The 21409-nt window shown below is 58.6% G+C and carries 18 protein-coding genes and 2 tRNA genes; 9 read left to right on the top strand and 11 right to left on the bottom strand.

From position 1 onward, the window contains the following. Complete coding sequence (locus tag AB4N82_RS15585) at nt 1-3027, top strand: multidrug efflux RND transporter permease subunit (RefSeq protein WP_122763810.1); 3027 nt, start codon at nt 1-3, stop codon at nt 3025-3027. A gap of 54 nt (nt 3028-3081) precedes the next feature. Here AB4N82_RS15585 and AB4N82_RS15580 read toward each other — a convergent pair whose 3' ends face one another. From AB4N82_RS15580 to colR, 5 genes are all read right to left on the bottom strand, one after another. Continuing rightward, nucleotides 3082-3309 carry a hypothetical protein gene (locus AB4N82_RS15580; RefSeq protein WP_032890836.1) on the bottom strand — a complete coding sequence of 76 codons (228 nt, stop codon included), beginning with the start codon at nt 3307-3309 and terminating at the stop codon, nt 3082-3084. Then, nucleotides 3306-4025 carry a lipopolysaccharide kinase InaA family protein gene (locus AB4N82_RS15575; RefSeq protein ID WP_032890835.1) on the bottom strand — a complete coding sequence of 240 codons (720 nt, stop codon included), beginning with the start codon at nt 4023-4025 and terminating at the stop codon, nt 3306-3308. The genes AB4N82_RS15580 and AB4N82_RS15575 overlap by 4 nt, the downstream gene beginning before the upstream one ends. Nucleotides 4026-4029: 4 nt before the next feature. Continuing rightward, nucleotides 4030-4710, bottom strand: a complete 681-nt coding sequence (locus AB4N82_RS15570; protein WP_032890833.1) for a class I SAM-dependent methyltransferase — start codon at nt 4708-4710, stop codon at nt 4030-4032. Between the two features lie 188 nt (nt 4711-4898). Further along, nucleotides 4899-6179: a sensor histidine kinase gene (locus AB4N82_RS15565; protein ID WP_032890831.1), complete on the bottom strand. Its 1281-nt coding sequence runs from the start codon at nt 6177-6179 to the stop codon at nt 4899-4901. Further along, complete coding sequence (gene colR / locus AB4N82_RS15560) at nt 6169-6852, bottom strand: two-component system response regulator ColR (RefSeq protein ID WP_027605482.1); 684 nt, start codon at nt 6850-6852, stop codon at nt 6169-6171. The genes AB4N82_RS15565 and colR overlap by 11 nt, the downstream gene beginning before the upstream one ends. Nucleotides 6853-7053: 201 nt before the next feature. Between colR and AB4N82_RS15555 the strand changes: the two genes are divergently transcribed. Both AB4N82_RS15555 and AB4N82_RS15550 read left to right on the top strand, forming a co-directional pair. Further along, complete coding sequence (locus AB4N82_RS15555) at nt 7054-9003, top strand: LTA synthase family protein (RefSeq protein ID WP_122763811.1); 1950 nt, start codon at nt 7054-7056, stop codon at nt 9001-9003. Between the two features lie 50 nt (nt 9004-9053). Beyond that, nucleotides 9054-9773: a phosphatase PAP2 family protein gene (locus AB4N82_RS15550; RefSeq protein ID WP_122756113.1), complete on the top strand. Its 720-nt coding sequence runs from the start codon at nt 9054-9056 to the stop codon at nt 9771-9773. Nucleotides 9774-9851: 78 nt separating this feature from the next. Here AB4N82_RS15550 and groL read toward each other — a convergent pair whose 3' ends face one another. The 5 genes from groL to AB4N82_RS15525 form a co-directional block, all read right to left on the bottom strand. Further along, nucleotides 9852-11498 (bottom strand): chaperonin GroEL, encoded by a 1647-nt coding sequence (groL, locus tag AB4N82_RS15545; RefSeq protein ID WP_032890825.1) that lies wholly within the window; start codon nt 11496-11498, stop codon nt 9852-9854. A 50-nt stretch (nt 11499-11548) separates the two neighbouring features. Beyond that, entirely contained in the window at nt 11549-11845 is a 297-nt protein-coding gene (locus tag AB4N82_RS15540) for a co-chaperone GroES (protein WP_003175874.1), read from the bottom strand. A 247-nt stretch (nt 11846-12092) separates the two neighbouring features. Further along, the gene (locus tag AB4N82_RS15535; RefSeq protein WP_122763812.1) at nt 12093-12569 is read right to left on the bottom strand and encodes an FxsA family protein; all 477 of its coding nucleotides are present in this window, start codon (nt 12567-12569) and stop codon (nt 12093-12095) included. A 66-nt stretch (nt 12570-12635) separates the two neighbouring features. Continuing rightward, nucleotides 12636-13367, bottom strand: coding sequence for a HugZ family pyridoxamine 5'-phosphate oxidase (locus AB4N82_RS15530; protein WP_460102124.1), 732 nt, complete (start codon nt 13365-13367; stop codon nt 12636-12638). A 106-nt stretch (nt 13368-13473) separates the two neighbouring features. Beyond that, entirely contained in the window at nt 13474-14481 is a 1008-nt protein-coding gene (locus AB4N82_RS15525) for a DUF481 domain-containing protein (protein ID WP_122763814.1), read from the bottom strand. A 202-nt stretch (nt 14482-14683) separates the two neighbouring features. Between AB4N82_RS15525 and AB4N82_RS15520 the strand changes: the two genes are divergently transcribed. From AB4N82_RS15520 to AB4N82_RS15505, 4 genes are all read left to right on the top strand, one after another. Beyond that, on the top strand, nt 14684-14998 hold the full coding sequence (locus AB4N82_RS15520) for an MGMT family protein (protein ID WP_375803693.1): 315 nt from the start codon (nt 14684-14686) through the stop codon (nt 14996-14998). Between the two features lie 43 nt (nt 14999-15041). Continuing rightward, nucleotides 15042-16574, top strand: a complete 1533-nt coding sequence (locus AB4N82_RS15515; RefSeq protein ID WP_032890815.1) for an AmpG family muropeptide MFS transporter — start codon at nt 15042-15044, stop codon at nt 16572-16574. 168 nt (nt 16575-16742) lie between these two features. Next, entirely contained in the window at nt 16743-18458 is a 1716-nt protein-coding gene (locus AB4N82_RS15510; protein WP_095185795.1) for a proline--tRNA ligase, read from the top strand. A gap of 20 nt (nt 18459-18478) precedes the next feature. After that, a complete protein-coding gene (locus AB4N82_RS15505) occupies nt 18479-19432 on the top strand; it encodes a hypothetical protein (protein ID WP_032890811.1) in 954 nt (317 codons plus the stop codon). Between the two features lie 130 nt (nt 19433-19562). On the opposite strand, the gene dinB is transcribed toward AB4N82_RS15505, so the two are convergent. Further along, nucleotides 19563-20621 carry a DNA polymerase IV gene (gene dinB / locus AB4N82_RS15500; RefSeq protein WP_032890809.1) on the bottom strand — a complete coding sequence of 353 codons (1059 nt, stop codon included), beginning with the start codon at nt 20619-20621 and terminating at the stop codon, nt 19563-19565. A gap of 279 nt (nt 20622-20900) precedes the next feature. Between dinB and AB4N82_RS15495 the strand changes: the two genes are divergently transcribed. Both AB4N82_RS15495 and AB4N82_RS15490 read left to right on the top strand, forming a co-directional pair. Further along, nucleotides 20901-20977: transfer RNA gene (locus tag AB4N82_RS15495), tRNA-Met, on the top strand. Nucleotides 20978-21217: 240 nt separating this feature from the next. Continuing rightward, a tRNA-Met gene (locus tag AB4N82_RS15490) sits at nt 21218-21294 on the top strand. Nucleotides 21295-21409 lie beyond the last annotated feature (115 nt).

The raw sequence follows: 21409 nt of genomic DNA, 5'->3' as shown, positions 1-21409 counted from the left end.
ATGAAGTTCACAGATGCCTTTATCCGCCGTCCGGTGCTGGCCATGGTGGTCAGCCTGCTCATCGTGCTGCTGGGTTTGCAGGCCTACAGCAAGTTACCGCTGCGCCAATACCCGACCATGGAAAACGCCCTGATAACGGTGACCACCGCCTACCCCGGTGCAAACGCCGAAACCATCCAGGGCTATATCACTCAGCCGTTGCAGCAAAGCCTGGCCAGCGCCGAGGGCATCGACTACATGACCTCGGTGAGTCGCCAGAACTTTTCGGTGATTTCCATCTACGCGCGCATCGGCGCCAACAGTGACCGCTTGTTTACCGAGTTGCTGGCCAAAGCCAATGAGGTAAAAAACAAACTGCCACAAGACGCCGAAGACCCGGTGTTGAGCAAAGAGGCGGCCGACGCTTCGGCGCTGATGTACATCAGTTTCTCCAGCCAGCAATTGAGCAACCCGCAGATCACCGACTACCTGTCTCGCGTCATCCAGCCCAAGCTCGCCACCCTGCCGGGCATGGCAGAAGCGGAGATCCTCGGCAATCAGGTGTTCGCCATGCGTATCTGGCTGGACCCGGTCAAGCTCGCCGGTTTCGGCCTCAGCGCCAGCGACATCACCGACGCCGTGCGCCGTTACAACTTCTTGTCCGCCGCCGGCGAGGTGAAGGGCGAGTTCGTGGTGACCAGCATCAACGCCAACACCGACCTCAAGTCCGCTGAAGCCTTTGGCGCCATCGCCGTTAAAACCGACGGTGACAGCCGTGTGCTGCTGCGGGACGTGGCCCGCGTAGAAATGGGCGCGGAAAACTACAACGCCATCAGCTCGTTTGGCGGCACGCCCTCGGTGTACATCGGTATCAAGGCAACCCCCAGCGCCAACCCGTTGGAGGTGATCAAGGAAGTGCGCAAGATCATGCCGGAGCTGGAAGCCCAGCTGCCGCCCACCCTCAAGGCAGAAATTGCCTACGACGCCACGCTATTTATCCAGGCCTCCATCAACGAAGTGGTCAAGACCCTGTTTGAGGCGGTACTGATCGTCATCGTGGTGGTGTTCCTGTTCCTCGGCGCGTTGCGCTCGGTGGTGATCCCGGTGATCACCATCCCGCTGTCGATGATCGGCGTGCTGTTTTTCATGCAATTGATGGGCTATTCGATCAACTTGCTGACGCTGCTGGCGATGGTATTGGCCATCGGCCTGGTGGTGGACGATGCCATCGTGGTCGTAGAAAACATCCACCGGCATATCGAGGAAGGCAAGACGCCATTGGATGCGGCGCTGGAAGGCGCGCGGGAAATTGCTCTGCCGGTGGTGTCCATGACCATCACGTTAGCCGCGGTGTATGCGCCCATTGGTTTTCTCGAAGGGCTCACCGGGGCGCTCTTCAAGGAGTTCGCCCTGACCCTGGCCGGGGCGGTGATCATTTCCGGCATTGTCGCCCTGACCCTGTCACCGATGATGTGCGCCCTGCTGTTGCGCCACGATGAAAACCCGAGCGGCCTGGCTCATCGCCTCGATCGGATTTTTGACAGACTCAAGCGGCGTTATCAACGCATGCTCCACGGCACCCTGAATACGCGGCCGGTGGTGATCGTGTTTGCGCTGATCGTGCTGTGCCTGATCCCGGTGTTCCTCAAGTTCACCCAGTCGCAACTGGCCCCGGACGAAGACCAGGGCATCATCTTCATGATTGCCAGCGCGCCGCAGCCCACCAACCTGGACTACCTCAACACCTACACCGACGAGTTCATCAACATCTTCAAGGAGTTTCCGGAGTACTACTCTTCGTTCCAGATCAATGGCTTCAACGGCGTGCAATCGGGCATCGGCGGTTTCCTGCTCAAGCCGTGGAACGAGCGCGACCGCACCCAGATGCAAATCCTCCCCGAGGTGCAGCATCGCCTCGAGCAGATTCCCGGCCTGCAAGTGTTCGGCTTCAACCTGCCGTCCCTGCCCGGCACGGGTGAGGGCCTGCCGTTTGGCTTTGTGATCAACACCGCCAATGACTATGAGTCGTTGCTGGAAGTGGCCAACCGCGTGAAAAAGCGCGCGATGGAGTCGGGCAAGTTTGCCTTTGTCGACATTGACCTGGCCTTCGACAAACCCGAAGTGGTGGTGGATATCGACCGCGCCAAGGCGGCGCAGATGGGTGTGTCGATGCAAGACCTCGGCGGCACCCTGGCAACCCTGCTGGCGGAGGCGGAGATCAACCGGTTCACCCTCGATGGGCGCAGTTACAAGGTGATCGCTCAGGTAGAACGCGCCTACCGCGATAACCCCGACTGGCTGAACAACTACTACGTGAAAAACACCCAGGGTGAATTGTTGCCGCTGTCGACCCTGATCACACTCACCGACCGCGCCCGACCGCGCCAGTTGAATCAGTTCCAGCAACTCAACTCGGCGCTGATATCAGGCTTTCCGATCGTGAGCATGGGCGAGGCCATCGACACCGTGCGCCAGATCGCCATTGAAGAAACCCCACCCGGCTATGCGTTCGACTACAGCGGTGCGTCCCGACAATTTATTCAGGAAGGCTCGGCGCTGTGGGTAACCTTTGGCCTGGCCCTGGCGATTATCTTCCTGGTGTTGGCGGCGCAGTTCGAAAGCTTCCGTGACCCGCTGGTGATCCTGGTGACGGTGCCGTTGTCGATCTGTGGGGCGCTGATTCCGCTGTTCCTGGGCTGGTCGAGCATGAACATCTACACCCAGGTGGGGTTAGTAACGCTGATCGGCTTGATCAGCAAGCACGGCATTCTGATCGTGGAATTTGCCAACCAGTTGCGTAAGGACAAGGGCCTCACGCCCCGACAAGCCGTGGAGGAAGCCGCATCGATTCGCCTGCGACCAGTGCTGATGACCACAGCCGCCATGGTGTTCGGCATGGTGCCGCTGATTTTCGCGACCGGGGCGGGTGCCGTCAGCCGGTTTGATATCGGGATGGTGATTGCGACGGGGATGTCGATCGGTACGTTGTTTACGCTGTTTGTACTGCCCTGCGTTTATACCCTCCTGTCCAAACCGGATAAGGCTTGAAGCAAAAAAAAGGGCCTCGCATCGCAAGGCCCTTTCGGGGTGGTTTAAATCGTTTCAACTCTGCGGCCTCATCCCTTGAGACATTCCAAACATGAACAGGAGCAACTCGTGATCAGGCTTGGCCGCCACACTCGCCTTGACGACGCGCGGCAACAGGCATTGCGCCCCGTCCTGCGTCGCACTGAGTACCTGTGTGCGAGGCTGTTCCCACGCGGCCAGGGCCAAGGCTGCAACGCCTAACGCCCCTACCAGAAACACACCTCGTGCTATTTCTAGCTTCATTTGGTTAAACCCTTGATAGCGCTGCCAAACGCCGTCTCGTAAAAGTAGCTGAGTTTTGCCCAGTCGCTATCGTTCCACGACGAATGGCGGCGCAGTTGCAGCATGTCGTGGGACGCTGCCTTATGAGCGGTAATGCGCTGGCGGCACTTCTCAAAATCCAGCAGTGCCACTTCCACGTTGGCCGCGTCGCCCTCGCCCGTCACCCTTACAAAGATATGCTTGATGTACAGGCAACCGTGCTGCCAACGCCCCTTGTGCATACGTGCCAGGGTGCAGGCCAATTCCTTGAGTACGCGCTCGTGGACTAATTCGCCGTAGCGTTCACGGCCACCCGCGGAGTACCAGTTTTCAATTTCGTCAAAACCGTCTAGGGACGCGGTGACCAGCAACGCCTGCCACTGGTGCTCAGCATCGCGGCGCGCCTCGCAGAACACCAACTCCGGCACCCGCACATCCAGCAAGCGCAGCCCCTTGAGGGCATCACGCTCGCGCAGCACCGTGGGGCGCCCAAAGGGGTGCAGCCAACTGCGGTAGATGTGGCCAGTCTGGCGCTTGCTGTAGAGAAGACGCCCATTGGCGCTCATCACTCGCTGCACACCACTTTCACCGCCGCGACGACGATTGGGCTCTTCGACCCACTCGCCTTGTTGGCGCCAGAAATAATCAAATCTTTCTTCGGGAGCTACGTGACTGCCTGCTACGCACTCAACTGCCATGCTCTTACCTCTTGCGCAATACATACACTCGCCACATGGCGTACAGCGGGATGAAATCCAGAGAATCCTGAACACGGAAACCCGCTTGCTCAAATTCTGCTTCAACAGTAGCAGCTGGTAACACAAATCTGTTTTGGTAACCTTCTTGCTCACCGTTCTTGCGTCGCTGCCCTTCAAGGCGTTTGCGTTTCCAGGCTTTGAAATTGCCATCGACCCACAGCGAAATGATCACGCTGTCGCGGGTAACACGCTGAAACTCCCGCAATATCGCCAGTCGGTGCGCCGGATCACCAATGTGGTGCAACAGGCGCATACAGAAAATGCTATCGACCGAGTTATCCGGCAAATCGATATCAAAGGCAGATGTCTGCAAAGGTCGTACCCGTTTCACCACATCCGCCGGTTGGGCGGCGGTTGCGACCTTCAACATCGACGCGGAATTGTCGGCGCCAATAATCACACGGTTGGGTTTTTCCGCCAGCAACGGCCAGAAGCGCCCCGCACCACACGGCAAGTCCAGCACCAGGCTAGGCTCACCCGCCATCGCCAACGCACCACGGGCCAATTGTTCGTCGCGCTTGTGGGACAAGCGGCGGGCCAAATTGTCCTGATGCTTGAGCAAATATTCGTGGGCGTGTTCGTCGTCGTACTTGTCGGAAAATTCGAGTTTGATCGGGGTAGGCATCAACGGATCTCCTGTTGCTGATGCCTACAACCTTAAGCAGCGTCCTGTGATCAACAGGTCAACCCATTGTGAAAAACTTGTCCTGTCCAATCTCATATATTTCAAGACTTTACAGATACAAGCAATATCATGGGGCCATCTTCGCCGAATTACGGCGATCTCTGGCAGGATAACGGCAGGGGAAACGGTCAGGCGTTGACCTGACTCAACTGAACATGAAAGCGACAGCCATTGGGTTCCATAGTGCTGAGGGTAACGCTCCAGCCCTGGTTCTCGCAGATTCGCTGGACCAGTGACAAACCCAATCCGAGGCCCTCACCGCGCTTCTCACTGCCGCGGACAAACGGCTCGAACATCGCTTCGCGCTTATCTTCGGGAATGCCGACGCCGCTGTCTTCCACCACAAACCCGGTAGGCTCCAGGGTCAGCCGGATAAAACCGCGTTCGGTGTAATGCAGCGCATTGCGCAACAGGTTGCCCATCACGGCATGCAGGAAGGTCGCGTTGTAGCGGGTATCCAAAGGGTTGCCCGGTTGGTAGATCAACTCCAGGCCCTTGTGCTCAATGGGCTCGCGCCAAATGCCAAGCAGATCATCAGCCACCTGCGACAGGTTGACCTTGGGCGACATGCTGCCATCGTCATGTTGGGCACGGGCGAGCATCAGGAAGGTTTGGACCAGTTCACGCATTTCTTCACAGGCACGGGCGATTCGCTCGACCTGGTTACGCCCACGCTGATCGATCGCGGGGTTTTCCAGTAGCAGTTCGCAGGAACTGGCCAGCACCATCAGGGGCGTGCGCAGTTCGTGGCTGACATCGCTGGTAAACAACTGCTCGCGTGACAATGCCTGACGCAGGCGCCCCAGCGTGGCGTCGAAGGCCACGGCCAACTCCCCCACTTCGTCGGCGGCATAGTCGGGCGCCAGGGGCGGCGCCAGGCCAAGCAACTGGTCACGGTGGCGCACCTGACGAGCCAGGCGCACCACCGGCGCCATCACCTTACGGGCCAGCACCCAACCGAGGAACACCGCCAGCGCCAGGCTGAGCACGAAGCCCACCAACACCACGGCAAACAGCACGCGCTCGCGCTCTTCGAAATCGCTTTGATCTTGCAGCAGCACATAGCGCCGACCGTCGACTACTTCGACCATGGCGTGGTACGACAGCGCCTCCCGAAACACCTCATGAAACCCTGGCTCCAGATGGCGCAGGTCCTTGGGCAATTCAAAATCGCCGGGGCCACCGCTGAAGTAAAACAGCTGATCGGGCTCGGGCCGGTGCCGCCAGTCCTCAACGGTGTCCATCAGCAGCAGGCGCTGCAAGTCACCGCCCAAGCCTGCCGAGATCAACTTCTCTTCCACCAGGTGCACGGTCGCGACGATGCCCATGGCGAAGGCGCCCGCCACCAACGCACTCATCAAGGCAAAGGCGATGATGATCCGCTGGGCAAGGCTTTGCTTAAACTCCATCACGGCCCTCGGCCAAGCGGTAACCCACACCATGCACCGTTTGCAGCAGCGGTTTGGCGAACGGCTTATCGATCACTTGCCGCAACTGGTGCACATGGCTGCGCAGGCTGTCGCTGTCCGGGCAGTCATCGCCCCACAGCGCCTCTTCAAGCACTTCCCGACGCAGTACGTGGGGACTTTTCTGCATCAAGACCGCGAGCAGCTTCAGGCCGACCGGGTTGAGTTTGAGCAGGCGCCCTTCGCGGGTAACTTCTAGGGTATCGAGGTCGTAATTAAGATCGGCCACTTGCAGGGCGCGACGGCCGCCACCTTGGGCACGCCGCAGCACGGCTTCGATACGCGCGGCCAATTCCGACAGGGCAAACGGTTTGAGCAAATAATCGTCGGCGCCGGACTTGAAGCCCTGCAACCGGTCATCCAACTGGTCGCGAGCGGTGAGCATGATCACCGGCGTGTCGCGGCGGGCGTCTTCACGCAGGCGTTTGCACAAGGTGTAGCCATCGATGCCAGGCAGCATGATGTCGAGCACGATCAAGTCGTAGTGCTCGGTTGCGGCCAGGTGCAAGCCCGACAAACCGTCCTGCGCACAGTCCACGGTGTAGCCTTTTAGCCCCAGGTAGTCGGCCAGGTTGGCCAGAATATCGCGGTTGTCTTCAACCAATAGAATTCGCATGGGCAGTGTCTCCGTACGCGGTAACGGCCGTGTTGGCTCGCGCAGCTTAAGGCCAAGTGTGGCTAAGGGATAGAGCTGAGAGGTACGACGATAAAGGTTTTCAACCTTGTAAGGAGTTGAACAAGTTTTTCACTATAGCTTCACAAACTGACTACAGTGTCAGGCAGAAGATCGCCTCCCATTGATATAAGGAACATTGACATGGGGTTTCTCAAGATGGCGCCAATGCGCTATTTGCTGTTGGTAACCGGTGCCTGGCTGGTTATTTTCCTGCTCACTCGCAGCGTACTGCTCATCACCCACTTGGATGAAGTCGGCGGCAACCTGCTGCCGGTGTTTGGCGTGGGCCTGCTGTACGACCTGGGTTTCCTGGCCTATGCAGCACTGCCGCTGGGGCTGTATTTGCTGCTGTGCCCACCCGCGCTGTGGCGCCGTCGCGGTCACCGCTGGTTCCTGCAGGCGGTGCTCACCGTCAGCCTGTTCGCCATGCTGTTTACCTCGGTGGCCGAGTGGCTGTTCTGGGATGAGTTCGGCGTGCGCTTCAACTTTATTGCCGTTGACTATCTGGTGTATTCCGATGAGGTGTTGAACAACCTGTTGGAGTCCTATCCGATCGGTAAACTGCTGAGCCTGCTAGCCATGCTGGCCATTGTGCTGAGCCTGGCCTTGCGCAAGCCGTTCAACGCGGCGGTGAGCGCCCCACTGCCGACAATGCGTGGCCGGCTGGCGAATGCCTTGGGCCTGCTGATCGTGACCGGGCTGAGCCTGCAACTGATCAGCCAAGACAGCCCGCGCGCCCAGGGCGGTAACGCTTACAAGAACGAACTGGCCAGCAATGGCCCGTATCAGTTCTTTGCCGCCTTCCGTAATAATGAGTTGGATTACCCGCAGTTCTACAAAACCCTGCCAACGGACGTCGTTGCCCAGCAAATGCGCACCGAACTCAGCGAGCCCAACGCCCGTTTTATCGGTCAGGACCCGCTGGATATTCGCCGCGCCATCACCAACCCGGGCACGCCGCGCAAACCCAATATCGTGCTGGTGACTATCGAAAGTTTCAGCGCCAAATACATGGGCAGCAACGGCGACGAACGCAACCTCACGCCTTACCTCGATGCGCTGCGCAAACAGAGCCTGTATTTCAATAACTTCTATGCCACCGGCACCCGCACCGACCGTGGCCTGGAAGCAATTACCCTGGCGATCCCCCCTACGCCCGGGCGCTCGATCGTCAAGCGCATTGGTCGTGAAAGCGGCTTCGCCAGCCTGGGGCAGCAACTCACGGCCGTCGGTTACGACAGCGTGTTTGTGTACGGCGGGCGCGGGTACTTCGATAACATGAACGCGTTTTTCAGCGGTAACGGTTATCGCGTCGTGGACCAGAGCAGCGTGCCCGAGTCGGAAATCTCGTTCAAGAACGCCTGGGGCATGGCTGACGAGGACCTGTACAAACAAACCCTGAAACTGGCCGACACCGACTACGCCAAGCAGCAGCCATTTTTGCTGCAGTTGATGACCACTTCCAACCACCGCCCCTACACCTACCCGGATGGGCGCATCGACATCAAATCCGGGAATGGCCGCGACGGCGCCGTGAAGTACACCGACCATGCCATCGGCCAATTCCTGGAAGCCGCCCGTCAAAAACCCTGGTTCGATAACACGATCTTCATCTTCGTCGCCGACCACACCGCCGGCAGCGCAGGTAAAGAAGATCTGCCCATCACCAACTACCAGATTCCGCTCTTCATCTATGCGCCCAAGCTGATCGACCCACGAGAAAGCGCGCAACTGGCCAGCCAGATCGACTTGGCGCCTACGCTACTGGGCCTGCTCAACCTGAGCTACGAATCAACGTTCTTTGGCCGTAACCTGCTGCAGGAAAACCCACTGCCACCTCGGGTCGTGGTCGGTAACTACCAGCACCTGGGATTGTTCGACGGCAAGGACCTGGCCATTCTCAGCCCGCGCCTGGGCCTACGCCGCCACGACCAAGCCCTAGGTGAAAGCAAAGAGCTGCGCGTCGGCAGCGATGATCCGTTGATCCAGCGGGCGATCAGCTACTACCAGGCTGCCAGTTATGGTTTCAAACAACAGTTGCTGAGCTGGAGGGCGCCCAAGGAAGAGGCCCCGGCATTGAGCACGCGCTAACCAAAACGTCCCGTACAGGTCAGTACGGGACTGTTTCACCAGGGTTCACCATGCGAACCACCCCCGCCGTACCGGCTTCCAAACCTCTCAACTTATGGCTATGCCTCGGCATCCCTGGCGGCGCTGCGCTCCTATTGCTGTTGCTGGAGCTAACCTCGCTGGACATGGACCTCGCCAAGCTGTTCTACAACGGCGCGGAGGGCGGTTTCATCGGGCGTTACAGTTTCTTCCTCGAAGACATCCTGCATGACCGCGCCAAAGAGTTGGTCATCCTGTTCTCGGTCTTGGCGATACTGGGATTTGTCGGCACGTTTGTCCTCCAACGGCTCAAACCCTATCGTCGCGAACTGGGCTGCCTGGTGCTCTCACTCGGGCTGGCGACGGCGTTTGTCTCTCCGCTGAAAACCATCACCGGCGTCCAGTGCCCATGGAGTGTTCAGGAGTTCGGCGGTCAGGAAACCTACAGCAAACTGCTGAGCCCTCGCCCGCCCACCGATAAACCCGGGCGCTGCTGGCCAGGCGGTCATGCCGCCACCGGATTCGCCTTGTTCGCGCTGTTTTTTGCACTGCGTGACAGGCAGCCGCGCATGGCTCGCTACGCATTCATCTTCGCCGTCGGCTTGGGCAGCGTCTTTTCCGTCAGCCGCATGATGCAAGGCGCACACTTCTTTTCCCATAACGTGTGGACGGCGATTTTCTGCTGGCTGATCTGCCTGGGGCTGTATTGCCTTTTGCTGTACCGGCCATCCAAGCGCGCAACGCACACCTGAACCCAAAGCAACGCCCACAAAAAAGCCCCGCCTGCATCACTGCAGGCGGGGCTTTTTCAGTACAGGGGTAAGGCTGGCTTACATCATGCCGCCCATGCCACCCATGCCGCCCATGTCTGGCATACCGCCACCGCCAGCGCCTTCAGCCTTCGGCTTGTCAGCAATGGCAACTTCGGTAGTCAGCAGCAGACCGGCGATCGAAGCGGCAGCTTGCAGTGCCGAACGGGTGACTTTGGTTGGGTCCAGGATACCCATTTCAACCATGTCGCCGTACTCGCTGGTTGCAGCGTTGTAACCGTAGTTACCTTTACCGTTCTTCACTTCGTTGACCACAACACTTGGCTCGTCGCCGCTGTTGGAAGCGATCTGGCGCAGTGGGGATTCAACGGCGCGACGCAGAACAGCGATACCGACGTTCTGGTCAGCGTTATCGCCTTTCAGGTCAACCAAGGCTTCCAGAGCACGGATCAGCGCAACGCCACCGCCAGGTACCACGCCTTCTTCAACGGCTGCACGGGTTGCGTGCAGGGCGTCTTCAACGCGGGCTTTCTTCTCTTTCATTTCGACTTCGGAACCGGCGCCAACCTTGATCACTGCAACGCCGCCGGACAGCTTGGCCAGACGCTCTTGCAGTTTTTCACGGTCGTAGTCCGAGGAAGTCTCGGCAACCTGGGCGCGGATCTGATTGATGCGGGACTGGATGTCGCCATCAACGCCAGCACCGTCAACGATGATGGTGTTTTCTTTGGAGATGGTCACGCGCTTGGCACTACCCAGGTTTTCCAGGGTGGCGCTTTCCAGGCTCAGGCCGATCTCTTCGGAGATTACGGTACCGCCGGTCAGAACAGCGATGTCCTGCAGCATGGCCTTGCGACGGTCGCCGAAGCCTGGAGCCTTGACGGCTGCAACCTTGACGATGCCACGCATGTTGTTCACAACCAGAGTCGCCAGGGCTTCGCCTTCAACGTCTTCGGAAACGATCAGCAGTGGGCGGCCGGCTTTGGCAACGGCTTCCAGCACTGGCAGCATTTCGCGGATGTTGGAGATCTTTTTGTCGACCAGCAGGATCAGCGGGCTTTCCAGCTCGGCAACCATGGTTTCTGGCTTGTTGACGAAGTACGGGGACAGGTAGCCACGGTCGAACTGCATGCCTTCTACAACCGACAGTTCGTTTTCCAGGCCAGTGCCTTCTTCAACGGTGATCACGCCTTCTTTACCGACTTTTTCCATGGCTTCGGCAATGATGTCGCCGATGGAGCTGTCGGAGTTGGCGGAGATGGTACCTACCTGAGCGATAGCCTTGGTGTCAGCGCATGGCTTGGACAGGTTTTTCAGCTCGGCAACAACGGCGATGGTGGCCTTGTCGATACCGCGCTTGAGGTCCATCGGGTTCATGCCGGCAGCGACGGCTTTCAGGCCTTCGTTGACGATCGACTGAGCCAGAACGGTGGCGGTGGTAGTACCGTCGCCTGCGTCATCGTTGGCACGGGAGGCAACGTCTTTGACCAGCTGCGCGCCCATGTTTTCGAAACGGTCTTCCAGTTCGATTTCTTTTGCTACAGAAACGCCGTCCTTGGTGATGGTCGGAGCGCCGAAGCTCTTCTCGATGATCACGTTACGACCTTTCGGGCCCAGGGTAGCTTTTACTGCGTCAGCCAGGATGTTGACACCGGTGAGCATTTTTTTACGGGCGGAATCGCCGAATTTAACTTCTTTAGCAGCCATGATCGATATTCCTTAAATACTTTGTAGTAACGGGAAAATGAGCGGGGAAATCAGTCTTCCAGAACAGCGAGAATCTCGTTCTCAGCCATAACCAGCAGGTCTTCGCCGTCGACTTTCACAGTGTTGCTGCCGGAGTAAGGGCCAAATACAACCTTGTCACCGACTTTAACGGCCAGCGCACGTACGTCACCGTTTTCCAGAGTCTTGCCTGGGCCTGCAGCGACGATCACACCGTGGTTGGCTTTTTCAGCAGCCGAACCTGGCAGAACGATACCGCCAGCGGTTTTCTTTTCTTCTTCGCTGCGACGGATTACGACGCGGTCGTGCAGAGGACGAAGCTTGCTCATTGTCGATCTCTCCTAATTGTGTTTTTCATCGGCCGGTGTCAGTACCGGCAGGTTGTTATCCGGCTGTGCCGGTCGCGCCTCGCCAAGCAAGACGCGGAAGTCTGTCTGGTGTCGCCACCAGAAACCTTGCGGTGACCGTTACATAAGGGCGCATAAGCTTATTACAAGGGCGATCGGCGGAATTTTTTTGCAGTTGCCGAGCGATAAAAGCAACACGGCACCCGCAGGTGCCGTGTCAATAAAGCGGTTATTTGCTGTCGCGGTGTTCGAACTCACCTTCGATCACATCGCCTTCACGCCCCAAAGGCTGGCGCGGAGCCGGGCCACCACGGGGTTGCAGGTCGTCGGCGAACGCACGCTGGCGAATCGCCGCCTCTTCGGCGCGCTGGCGCATCTTGCCCGCCAGAAGTTTGCGAGTGAACGGCAGCAGCAGGAGCAGCCCGACAACATCGCTGACGAAACCCGGCAGGATCAACAGGCCACCCGCCAGGGCCATCATCAGACCTTCAAGCATGGTCTGGGCCGGTAGTTCGCCACGGTTCAGGCTTTCACGGGCACGCAGTGCCGTTGCCAGGCCGGCGACGCGCAGCACCAGAACGCCAAGCATCGAGCCGAGAATGATCAGCAACAGGGCCGGGAAAAACCCGATCGCACTGCTGACTTGGACGAATACGAACAGCTCCAACACCGGGAACAGCAGAAAGAGCAATAAAAAAGGGCGCATCAAATGGTTCCTCAACGCAAGAATGCCTTGCCAGTCCACCTTAGATGACGTCGCCGTTTCGTGAATTCAAGCGTCAGCCGCGGCTTTTTTCGGCCAGGCTTGGGCGTGGGCCAATGAAACCAGGGCTTCGCGTACTTGTGTCGGCGTGTTGCAAGGCTCGGCAAACGGCAGCCAGTACAGGGCTTGGCCGATACGCAGGTGCATGCCTTCGCTGTCGATGCCGGCCAATTGCGCGGGCTCCACGGCAGGCAGGCCGGCAAGCTGAACGTAATGGGCGATGGCCTTGGTGTGATCGCTGTTCATGTGCTCGATCATGCTGCGCTCATCCTTGCCCGCGAACGGGTTGGCGAGGGTCAACTGGTCGACCCAGTGAATCGCGCCAAAGCCGCCGATGTAACGGTGGCGCACCGGCTTGAGCACCCAAAAGTCGAAATCGTGAGCTTTATGGTAGTTGGCAGAATCGGGAAAGTAGCGGTAATAGCGCTCGGCGGCAGCCTCGATGGCGGCGCCCTCCTCCAACTTCTCGGCTTCACCCAGGTAGGTCAGACGCCCAACGGCTTGCACATCGTCGGCCTCACGTTCGCCCACCAGCAGCGAGCACTTGGGGTCTTTTTGCAGGTTGTGGGTGTGCTGGGCGATACGGCTGATCAGGATCAGCGGGCGACCCTGTTCGTCCAGGCAGTACGGCACGACCGAACCAAAGGGAAAACCCGGCATGGCTTTTGACTGTGTGGCGAGAGCCCCACGGTATTCCTTGAGCAATAGCTCTCGGGCGTTCTTGGCAACGTGCGCGCTCAACGTGTGACTCCTCGGGTATTCAGCCGCCCAACCCATATGGGAATGGATCGCAACACAAGGTAATCAATATCCGCGCATGTTGCCAAGCAGGTTTTATGCAGCCTTATTACCAGGCCACGCCGAAGCCTGCGGTGTAGCGGGTCTTGCTCAAACTGCTTTCCGAGTCGCCACTGATAACGTCGCGCTCGGCCTTGAGATTGAGGGAAGCCCACTCGGTGACCTTGTAGCGCAGGCCGACTTCCGCATCCAGAGAGTAATCCGCGGGCGCATCGATAGGCTTGCCCAGTTCGCCAGTGGTGAAGAACTCGACGGTCTTGCCCACCAGATAGCGGTTGTAGTTCCACTTCATAGCCAGGGAATAGAAGTTGTCCTTACCGCCATCGGCATATTCATAATCGGTGCGGTTGACCAGCGACCCCAGGGAGAACGCACCCAATTCGTCGTCCCAGAACTGGTAGCCCGGACCGGTACCGACCGTGCGTTGACGCGCAAGGTCTTCCACTTTGTCGCGCTTGTAGGTCAAACGCCCTTGCCAGAACCAATGCTCGGTGATGAACCGGTCCAGGTCGTATTCCAAAGCCCAGTTGTCGGTGGTGGTCACGTCGTCCTGGAATTCTCGGTTGTACTCACCTTGACCGGTATGCCGCCACTGGCCATGGCGGGCAGTGGTTTTGAAGTCGATATCGTAGTCGTTGGTGTCGTTCTCGGCGCGTTTGTAGTCCAGCGCCATGTCGACGTTGCCCTTCCACACCAGGTCTTCGATCACAGGCTTGGGCTTGATGATCTGCTGGATGCTGGCCAGTTCTACAGTCTTGGGCGCTTCGCCATTGGCCAGCACCACTTTGCCATCATCCGCAGCTTTGAGGGATTTAGCCTTCTCGCCAGTGTAGGCGTCCTGCTTGACCAACAACTCCTGGTCGCTCTCCAGGGTTTTAACCTGCTTCCAGTCCACCGGGACTGCACCCGCGTAGTCGGTCTGGATCAGCAGCTTGCCACCGTCAAATACCTTGATCTTGCCGGTCAGGCGGTCACCGTTCTTCAACCAGACGGTATCGGCGAGCAAAGGTGTTGAGGCGCTGAAAACAGCAAGGCACAGCAGGGTTCTGGACAACATATGCGGATTCGAGGCTCGGTTTTGGCGAAAAGAGGGCATTATCGTCTTAGATGACGTGTTAGCAAGGACTGACTCAAGGATCTGTATTGAGTTCAATTCTCAACACCCTGCTTACAGCATATTTCTTACAGATATGCCGACATTTTCAACGGATAGCACCTCAGTGAATCAATCTGCCAACACCCCGCAAAACGCGGCCGAGATGCGCCGTACCGCGTTGTACCTGACATTGGCGCAAGTCCCCGCCGGCTGCGTGGTGAGTTACGGCGAGCTGGCGCAACTGGCCGGGCTGGGCCGCGCTGCACGCTGGGTGGGGCGCACCTTGAGCCAACTCCCAGAAGGCACCACATTGCCCTGGCATCGCGTGCTGGGTGCCGGCGGTCGGATAAGCCTGCCGGTGGGCAGCGCCTCGGGCGACGAGCAGCGCGCGCGTTTGCGCGATGAAGGCGTCACTGTCCGTAATAATCGCGTGGATATTCAGCGCCATGGCTGGCGCCCGGTAGAGCACAGCGGTTAGAGTGCGCGCTTTGTTTCCGCAAACCTGAGGCAGACTCCAGCCCATGCCCCGTAAAACCTGGCGCGCCGCGCTCGCCGCCTATGCCAGCCCCTCGACGTTAGTGCTGTTGTTGCTCGGCTTTGCCGCCGGCATGCCTTACATGTTGGTGTTCTCGACGCTTTCGGTGTGGCTGCGCGAGGCCGGTGTGGCCCGCGAGACCATCGGCTATGCGAGCCTGATCGGTCTGGCGTACGCCTTCAAATGGGTCTGGTCACCACTGCTCGACCAATGGCGCCTGCCGCTGCTCGGCAAACTTGGACGGCGTCGTTCCTGGCTGGTATTGGCCCAGTCGCTGGTGATCCTTGGATTGATCGGCATGGGTTTCTGCGACCCGCAGAAACATTTGTCCTGGCTGATCGCTATTGCCGTCGTCGTCGCCTTCGCGTCCGCCACCCAAGACATCGCGGTCGATGCCTATCGCCTGGAAATCGCCGACGACAGCCGCCAGGCCGCGCTGGCCGCCAGCTATATGTCCGGCTACCGCATAGCCGCCCTGCTGGCCACGGCGGGTGCACTGTTCTTTGCCGAAGGCTTTGGCTCCACCGGCTTCAACTATAAACACTCGGCGTGGACCGGCACCTATGTGCTGTTCGGCGTGCTGATGATCCCGGCGCTGCTGACCACCCTGTTCATGCGCGAACCCAATGTGCCATTGCGCACCCAGCTGCAGGCCGGGCGCTACAGTTTCATGCACCAACTGATGTCGGTGTTTGTGCTGATCGTTCTGCTGGTGTCAGTGCCCGCCATGTTTACCCAGTTGTACAACACCGACTTCGGAAGCGTGGTGTTCCACGACACCAGCGTGTGGGACCTGCTGATGGAGGACCGCGCGTTCCTGCGCGCCATTCTCTATATCATCCTCACCGCACTGTGCCTCTCGACCATGGGCCGTCGCGGCCTGGCGCCGGTGCTGACACCGGTCAACGACTTTATCCTGCGCTACCGCTGGCAGGCACTGCTGTTGCTCGGGCTAATCGCCACCTATCGCATGTCCGACACCGTGATGGGCGTGATGGCCAACGTGTTCTACATCGACCAGGGCTTTACCAAGGATCAGATCGCCGGGGTCAGCAAGATCTTCGGCCTGATCATGACCCTGCTCGGCGCCGGCATGGGTGGTTTGCTGATTGTGCGGTTCGGCATCCTGCCGATCCTGTTTATCGGCGGTGTCCTGTCGGCCGGCACCAACCTGCTATTCGTGATGCTCGCAGACATGGGCCCCGACCTGCAGATGCTGATCTTCACCATCTCCCTGGACAACTTCAGCTCCGGCCTGGCCACCTCGGCATTTGTGGCTTACCTGTCGAGCCTTACCAACCTCAAGTTTTCCGCCACTCAATATGCCTTGCTCAGTTCGATCATGCTCCTGCTGCCGCGCCTGATCGGTGGGTATTCGGGGGTGATGGTGGAGAAGTTCGGATATCACAACTTCTTCCTGATCACCTGCATGCTGGGGGTGCCGACGCTGCTGCTGATTGCGTTGCACTGGTTTCAGGAGAATCGGCGGATTCGGTTGAATCCGCCGGCAGAAGACTGATTTTGGGGGCCCTTTAAAAGCCAGACTGCGGCGCCCCCATAGCGAGCATGAACTAGGCGTCCCCCTCGCTCCTTCAAACAGCCCTATATTCTGATGCCTGTACGGCGGCAGTTTGCGCCCGTACAATCCCAAGTCATTTCAAGTCCAAGCAACCGACAACGGCCTACCATGCGTACCAGTCAATATTTGCTCGCCACACAGAAAGAAACGCCTTCCGACGCGGTCGTGATCAGCCATCAGCTGATGCTGCGCGCCGGCATGATCCGCAAACTGGCCTCCGGCCTGTACACCTGGCTGCCCATGGGCTTGAAGGTGATGCGCAAGGTCGAAGCCATCGTTCGTGAAGAAATGAACGCCGCCGGCTCTCTCGAAGTGTTGATGCCGAGCACCCAACCGGCTGAGTTGTGGCAGGAATCCGGGCGCTGGGAAGAGTACGGCCCTGAGTTGCTGCGCTTCAAAGACCGTCATGGCCGCGACTTCTGCGCTGGCCCGACCCACGAAGAAGTGATCACCGACCTGATGCGCAACGAGCTGAGCAGCTATAAGCAGCTGCCGCTGAACCTGTATCAGATCCAGACCAAATTCCGTGATGAAATCCGCCCACGCTTCGGTTTGATGCGCGGCCGCGAATTCATCATGAAGGACGCCTATTCGTTCCACGCTGACCAGGCATCGCTTCAGGTCACCTACGATCGTATGCACCAGGCTTACTGCAATGTGTTCACGCGCTTGGGCCTGAAGTTCCGGGCAGTTGAAGCGGACAATGGCTCCATCGGCGGTGCCGGTTCCCACGAGTTCCACGTGCTGGCTGAATCCGGCGAAGACGATATCGCGTTCAGCAACGGTTCCGACTACGCGGCCAACATCGAGAAAGCCGAAGCCGTACCGCGCGAAACCTCGCGCCCAGCGCCGGCTGAAGAACTGCGCTTGGTGGACACGCCGGAAACCAAGACCATCGCGGCCCTGGTGGAAAAATTCAATCTGCCGATTGAAAAGACCATCAAGACCCTGATCGTGCGCGCCGAGGAAGAAGGCAAACTGATCGCCCTGGTGATCCGTGGCGACCACGAACTCAACGAAATCAAGGCTGCCCAACAGCCTGGCGTGGCCAGCCCGCTGGTCATGGCCACCGACGACGAACTGCGCAACGCCATTGGCGCCGGCGCCGGTTCCCTCGGCCCGCTGAACCTGCCACTGCCGATCATCATCGACCGTTCGGTAGAGTTGATGAGCGACTTCGGTATCGGCGCGAACATCGACGATAAGCACTATTTCGGCGTGAACTGGGAACGTGACCTGCCAGTTCCGACCGTAGCGGACCTGCGCAACGTCGTCGCCGGCGACCCAAGCCCGGATGGCAAGGGCACCCTGGAAATCAAGCGCGGCATCGAAGTCGGGCACATCTTCCAGCTGGGCAACAAGTACAGCAAGGCGATGAAGTGCGAAGTGCTGGGCGAAAACGGCAAGCCGATCACCCTGGACATGGGTTGCTACGGCATTGGCGTATCCCGCGTGGTTGCTGCTGCTATCGAGCAGAACAACGATGAGAAAGGCATCATCTGGAGCGACACCCTGGCACCGTTCCAGATCGCGCTCGTACCGCTGCGTTACGAAACCGAGCAAGTACGCGAAGCCACCGACAAACTGTATGCCGAACTGACGGCCGCCGGTTTTGAAGTGCTGCTCGATGACCGGGACAAGAAAACCAGCCCGGGCATCAAGTTCGCCGACATGGAACTGATTGGCATCCCGCACCGGATCGTGGTCAGTGACCGCGGCCTGGCCGATGGCAATCTGGAATACAAGAGCCGGACCGAAGCCGAAGCCCAACCATTACCGGTGGCTGACGTGCTGTCTTTCCTTCAGGCGCGTATTCGTCGCTGAAAACCAGATCAAGAGAAGTCATGTTCAAGCGAAACACCAGAGCCCTGGGGGGCGCCGCCTTGTGCGGCGCCCTGCTGGTCAGCGGCTGCGCCAACCAGATGTCGCAACGCAGTGAGCACGAGGAGCGGGTCGAGCGTAAGTTGCTCGACCACAGTCTGCAGATCGATGTAGGCGATCCCAAAGTGCTGGAACTGCCGCAACGCCGGGTTCGCATTCACGAGCAGAAGACTTTCGAGGTCACCGAATTCGAAGTCACCCGTCGCTACGACCGCTACACGCCTTACCAGCCCTGGCGCAAACTCTATGAGTTGCCCCTGGGTGCGGTGGCATTGGTGGCGGGCGCGGGTGCCAACGTGGCGAATATCTTCGCCCTCGGCAACCTGCCTACCAGCATGACCCACGACTGGCTGACTTACGGCGTGGACGGTCTCAACCCGTTCATGAACGTGCAATCCCACGGCCGGGCGCAACAGAATCTGGCAGGTATCGATGAAGTCCAGCGTGACAAGCGCGTGGAGTATTCAAGCCTGCCTTGGAGCGAACGACCGGTGCAGGTCACCGCCGGCAAAAAGATTCACGAGCTGACCACCGACCGCAACGGCGTCCTGCGCCTGAACCTGTTGGACAGCCCGTTTGCCGAGCAGGACCTGAATCGCATCACGACGCTGAAGATCAGCGTGGAAGATGGCCAGGACGACGTACATTCGGACTCGACCCTGGCAATCAGCAGTACCTTGCGCGGCAAGTTGCTGGAAGCCCACGGCCTGATCTACGACGACCTGGAAGACGACGAAGTCAGCCAATGGGTGCACCGGGTCAAGCGTCTGTCGGAGCTGGGCTTGGAAGAAGAAGCCAGTGAACTGGAACAAAGCCTGATTGAGCTGACCCGAAATGATCCGGAGCTGCAGCAGGAATTCCTGCAGGCGCTGACCAAGGACGCGGGGCGGTTAGTCGCAGATCCCGGAGCACGCTGAGACTTCGAAAACACTGTAGATCCAAATGTGGGAGGGGGCTTGCTCCCGATTGCGGTGCATCAGTCAGCTTATACGTAGCTGACCCACCGCTATCGGGAGCAAGCCCCCTCCCACATTTTGTTTCCGGTCTCTACCAAGAGAACTCTAACTGTTCGTGGCCGCCGCTTAGGTCCAGCAACCGCACGCCAATACCCAACAATCGCACCGGTTTATCACCACGATTAAACGCCTGGGTCATCAGCTGTTGATAACTCTCCAGATCCCGCCCTGCCCCCGCCTGCTCCAAGGTGGTCTGGGTAAAGTCGTGAAACTTCACCTTAACGAACGGTTTGCCCGCACGGTAACTGCTGTCGATGCGCGCCATGCGCCCGGCCAGGGTCTCCATCAGTTCAGGGAGTTTTTCCAGGCAGCTTGAGAGATCCGGCAGGTCCACGTCGTAGGTATTTTCCACACTGATCGATTGCCGACGGTTGTCGTTCTGCACCGCGCGCTCATCGATCCCACGAGCCAGGTTCCAGAGTCGCTCGCCAAAACTACCGAATTCCCGTACCAACGCCAGTTTGCTCCACTCGCGCAGTTGCAGGCAGTCTTCAATGCCCAAACGAGCCAGCTTGTCGGCCGTGACCTTGCCGACGCCGTGCAACTTGCTCACGCGTAACTGCGAGACAAAGTCTTCGACCTGGTCCGGGGTGATCACAAACAAGCCGTTGGGCTTTTTCCAGTCGCTGGCGATCTTGGCCAGGAATTTATTCGGGGCCACGCCGGCGGATACGGTGATGTGCAACTGGTTGGAGACCCGCCGACGAATGTCTTGGGCAATACGCGTGGCACTGCCGCCAAAATGCGGGCTGTCCGAGACGTCCAGATAGGCTTCATCCAGGGACAATGGCTCAATCAGATCGGTGTAGTCGCGAAAGATCGTCTGAATTTCCTTCGACGCTTCTTTATAAGCATCCATGCGCGGCTTGACGATGGTCAGGTCCGGGCAAAGCTTCAAGGCATGGCGCGACGACATGGCTGAGCGCACCCCGTACGCCCGCGCTTCGTAATTGCACGTAGCGATCACGCCCCTTCGGTCCGCCGAGCCACCCACAGCCAGAGGCTTTTGCGCCAGGCTCGGGTTATCGCGCATCTCGATAGCGGCGTAGAAGCAATCACAGTCGACGTGGATGATTTTGCGCTGCGTCATATATAGAGGGGTGAAATCCTACGGGTGGGCAGTATCGCACTCGCACCTGTATATAGCACCAGTAGTTTGAATCTTCTGCCTAAGCGGTAGGAAATTTCACAAATGGATTTATTTTTTCAATCGAAAACAGCATCCCGATAGAGCCGAAACCCTTGGCCCGCCTGGCTCGCGCGGCCCCTACAAGGCTTTCTGGAGAGCTAACCGATTGAAGCACAAGCGCTTTTCTTCAACTCACAGGTTGACACACTCGTGATCCTCTGTAGAATGCCGACACACAGACGCGGGATGGAGCAGTCTGGTAGCTCGTCGGGCTCATAACCCGAAGGTCGTCGGTTCAAATCCGGCTCCCGCAACCAAACATCAAAAAAGGCTACTCGAAAGAGTGGCCTTTTTTGTGCGCGTGTGTTTTTCAAACCTGGATCGCGTGCACTTCATTACGAACGCTTCGCGCCCGACGCGGAGCAAGCCTGCTCACCACAAAAAGCCTTCTCAATCGAGAACTTAGGTTGCATGGGCGGTTAATTCACACTTATTTGCACCATCGGTTGATTAACGGTTGACACCTCGCCGCTTGGCTGTAGAATGCCGCCCACAGACGCGGGATGGAGCAGTCTGGTAGCTCGTCGGGCTCATAACCCGAAGGTCGTCGGTTCAAATCCGGCTCCCGCAACCAAACATCAAAAAAGGCTACTCGAAAGAGTGGCCTTTTTTGTATCCGGTGAAAAAGTTCTTCTGAAACAATGGGATGGCATCTTTCATGAAACCGTACACGGTTTGTAGAGTCCATC

The organism is Pseudomonas sp. H1_D04, assembly GCF_054683855.1.
This window is presented reverse-complemented; position numbering and strand designations above follow the sequence as displayed.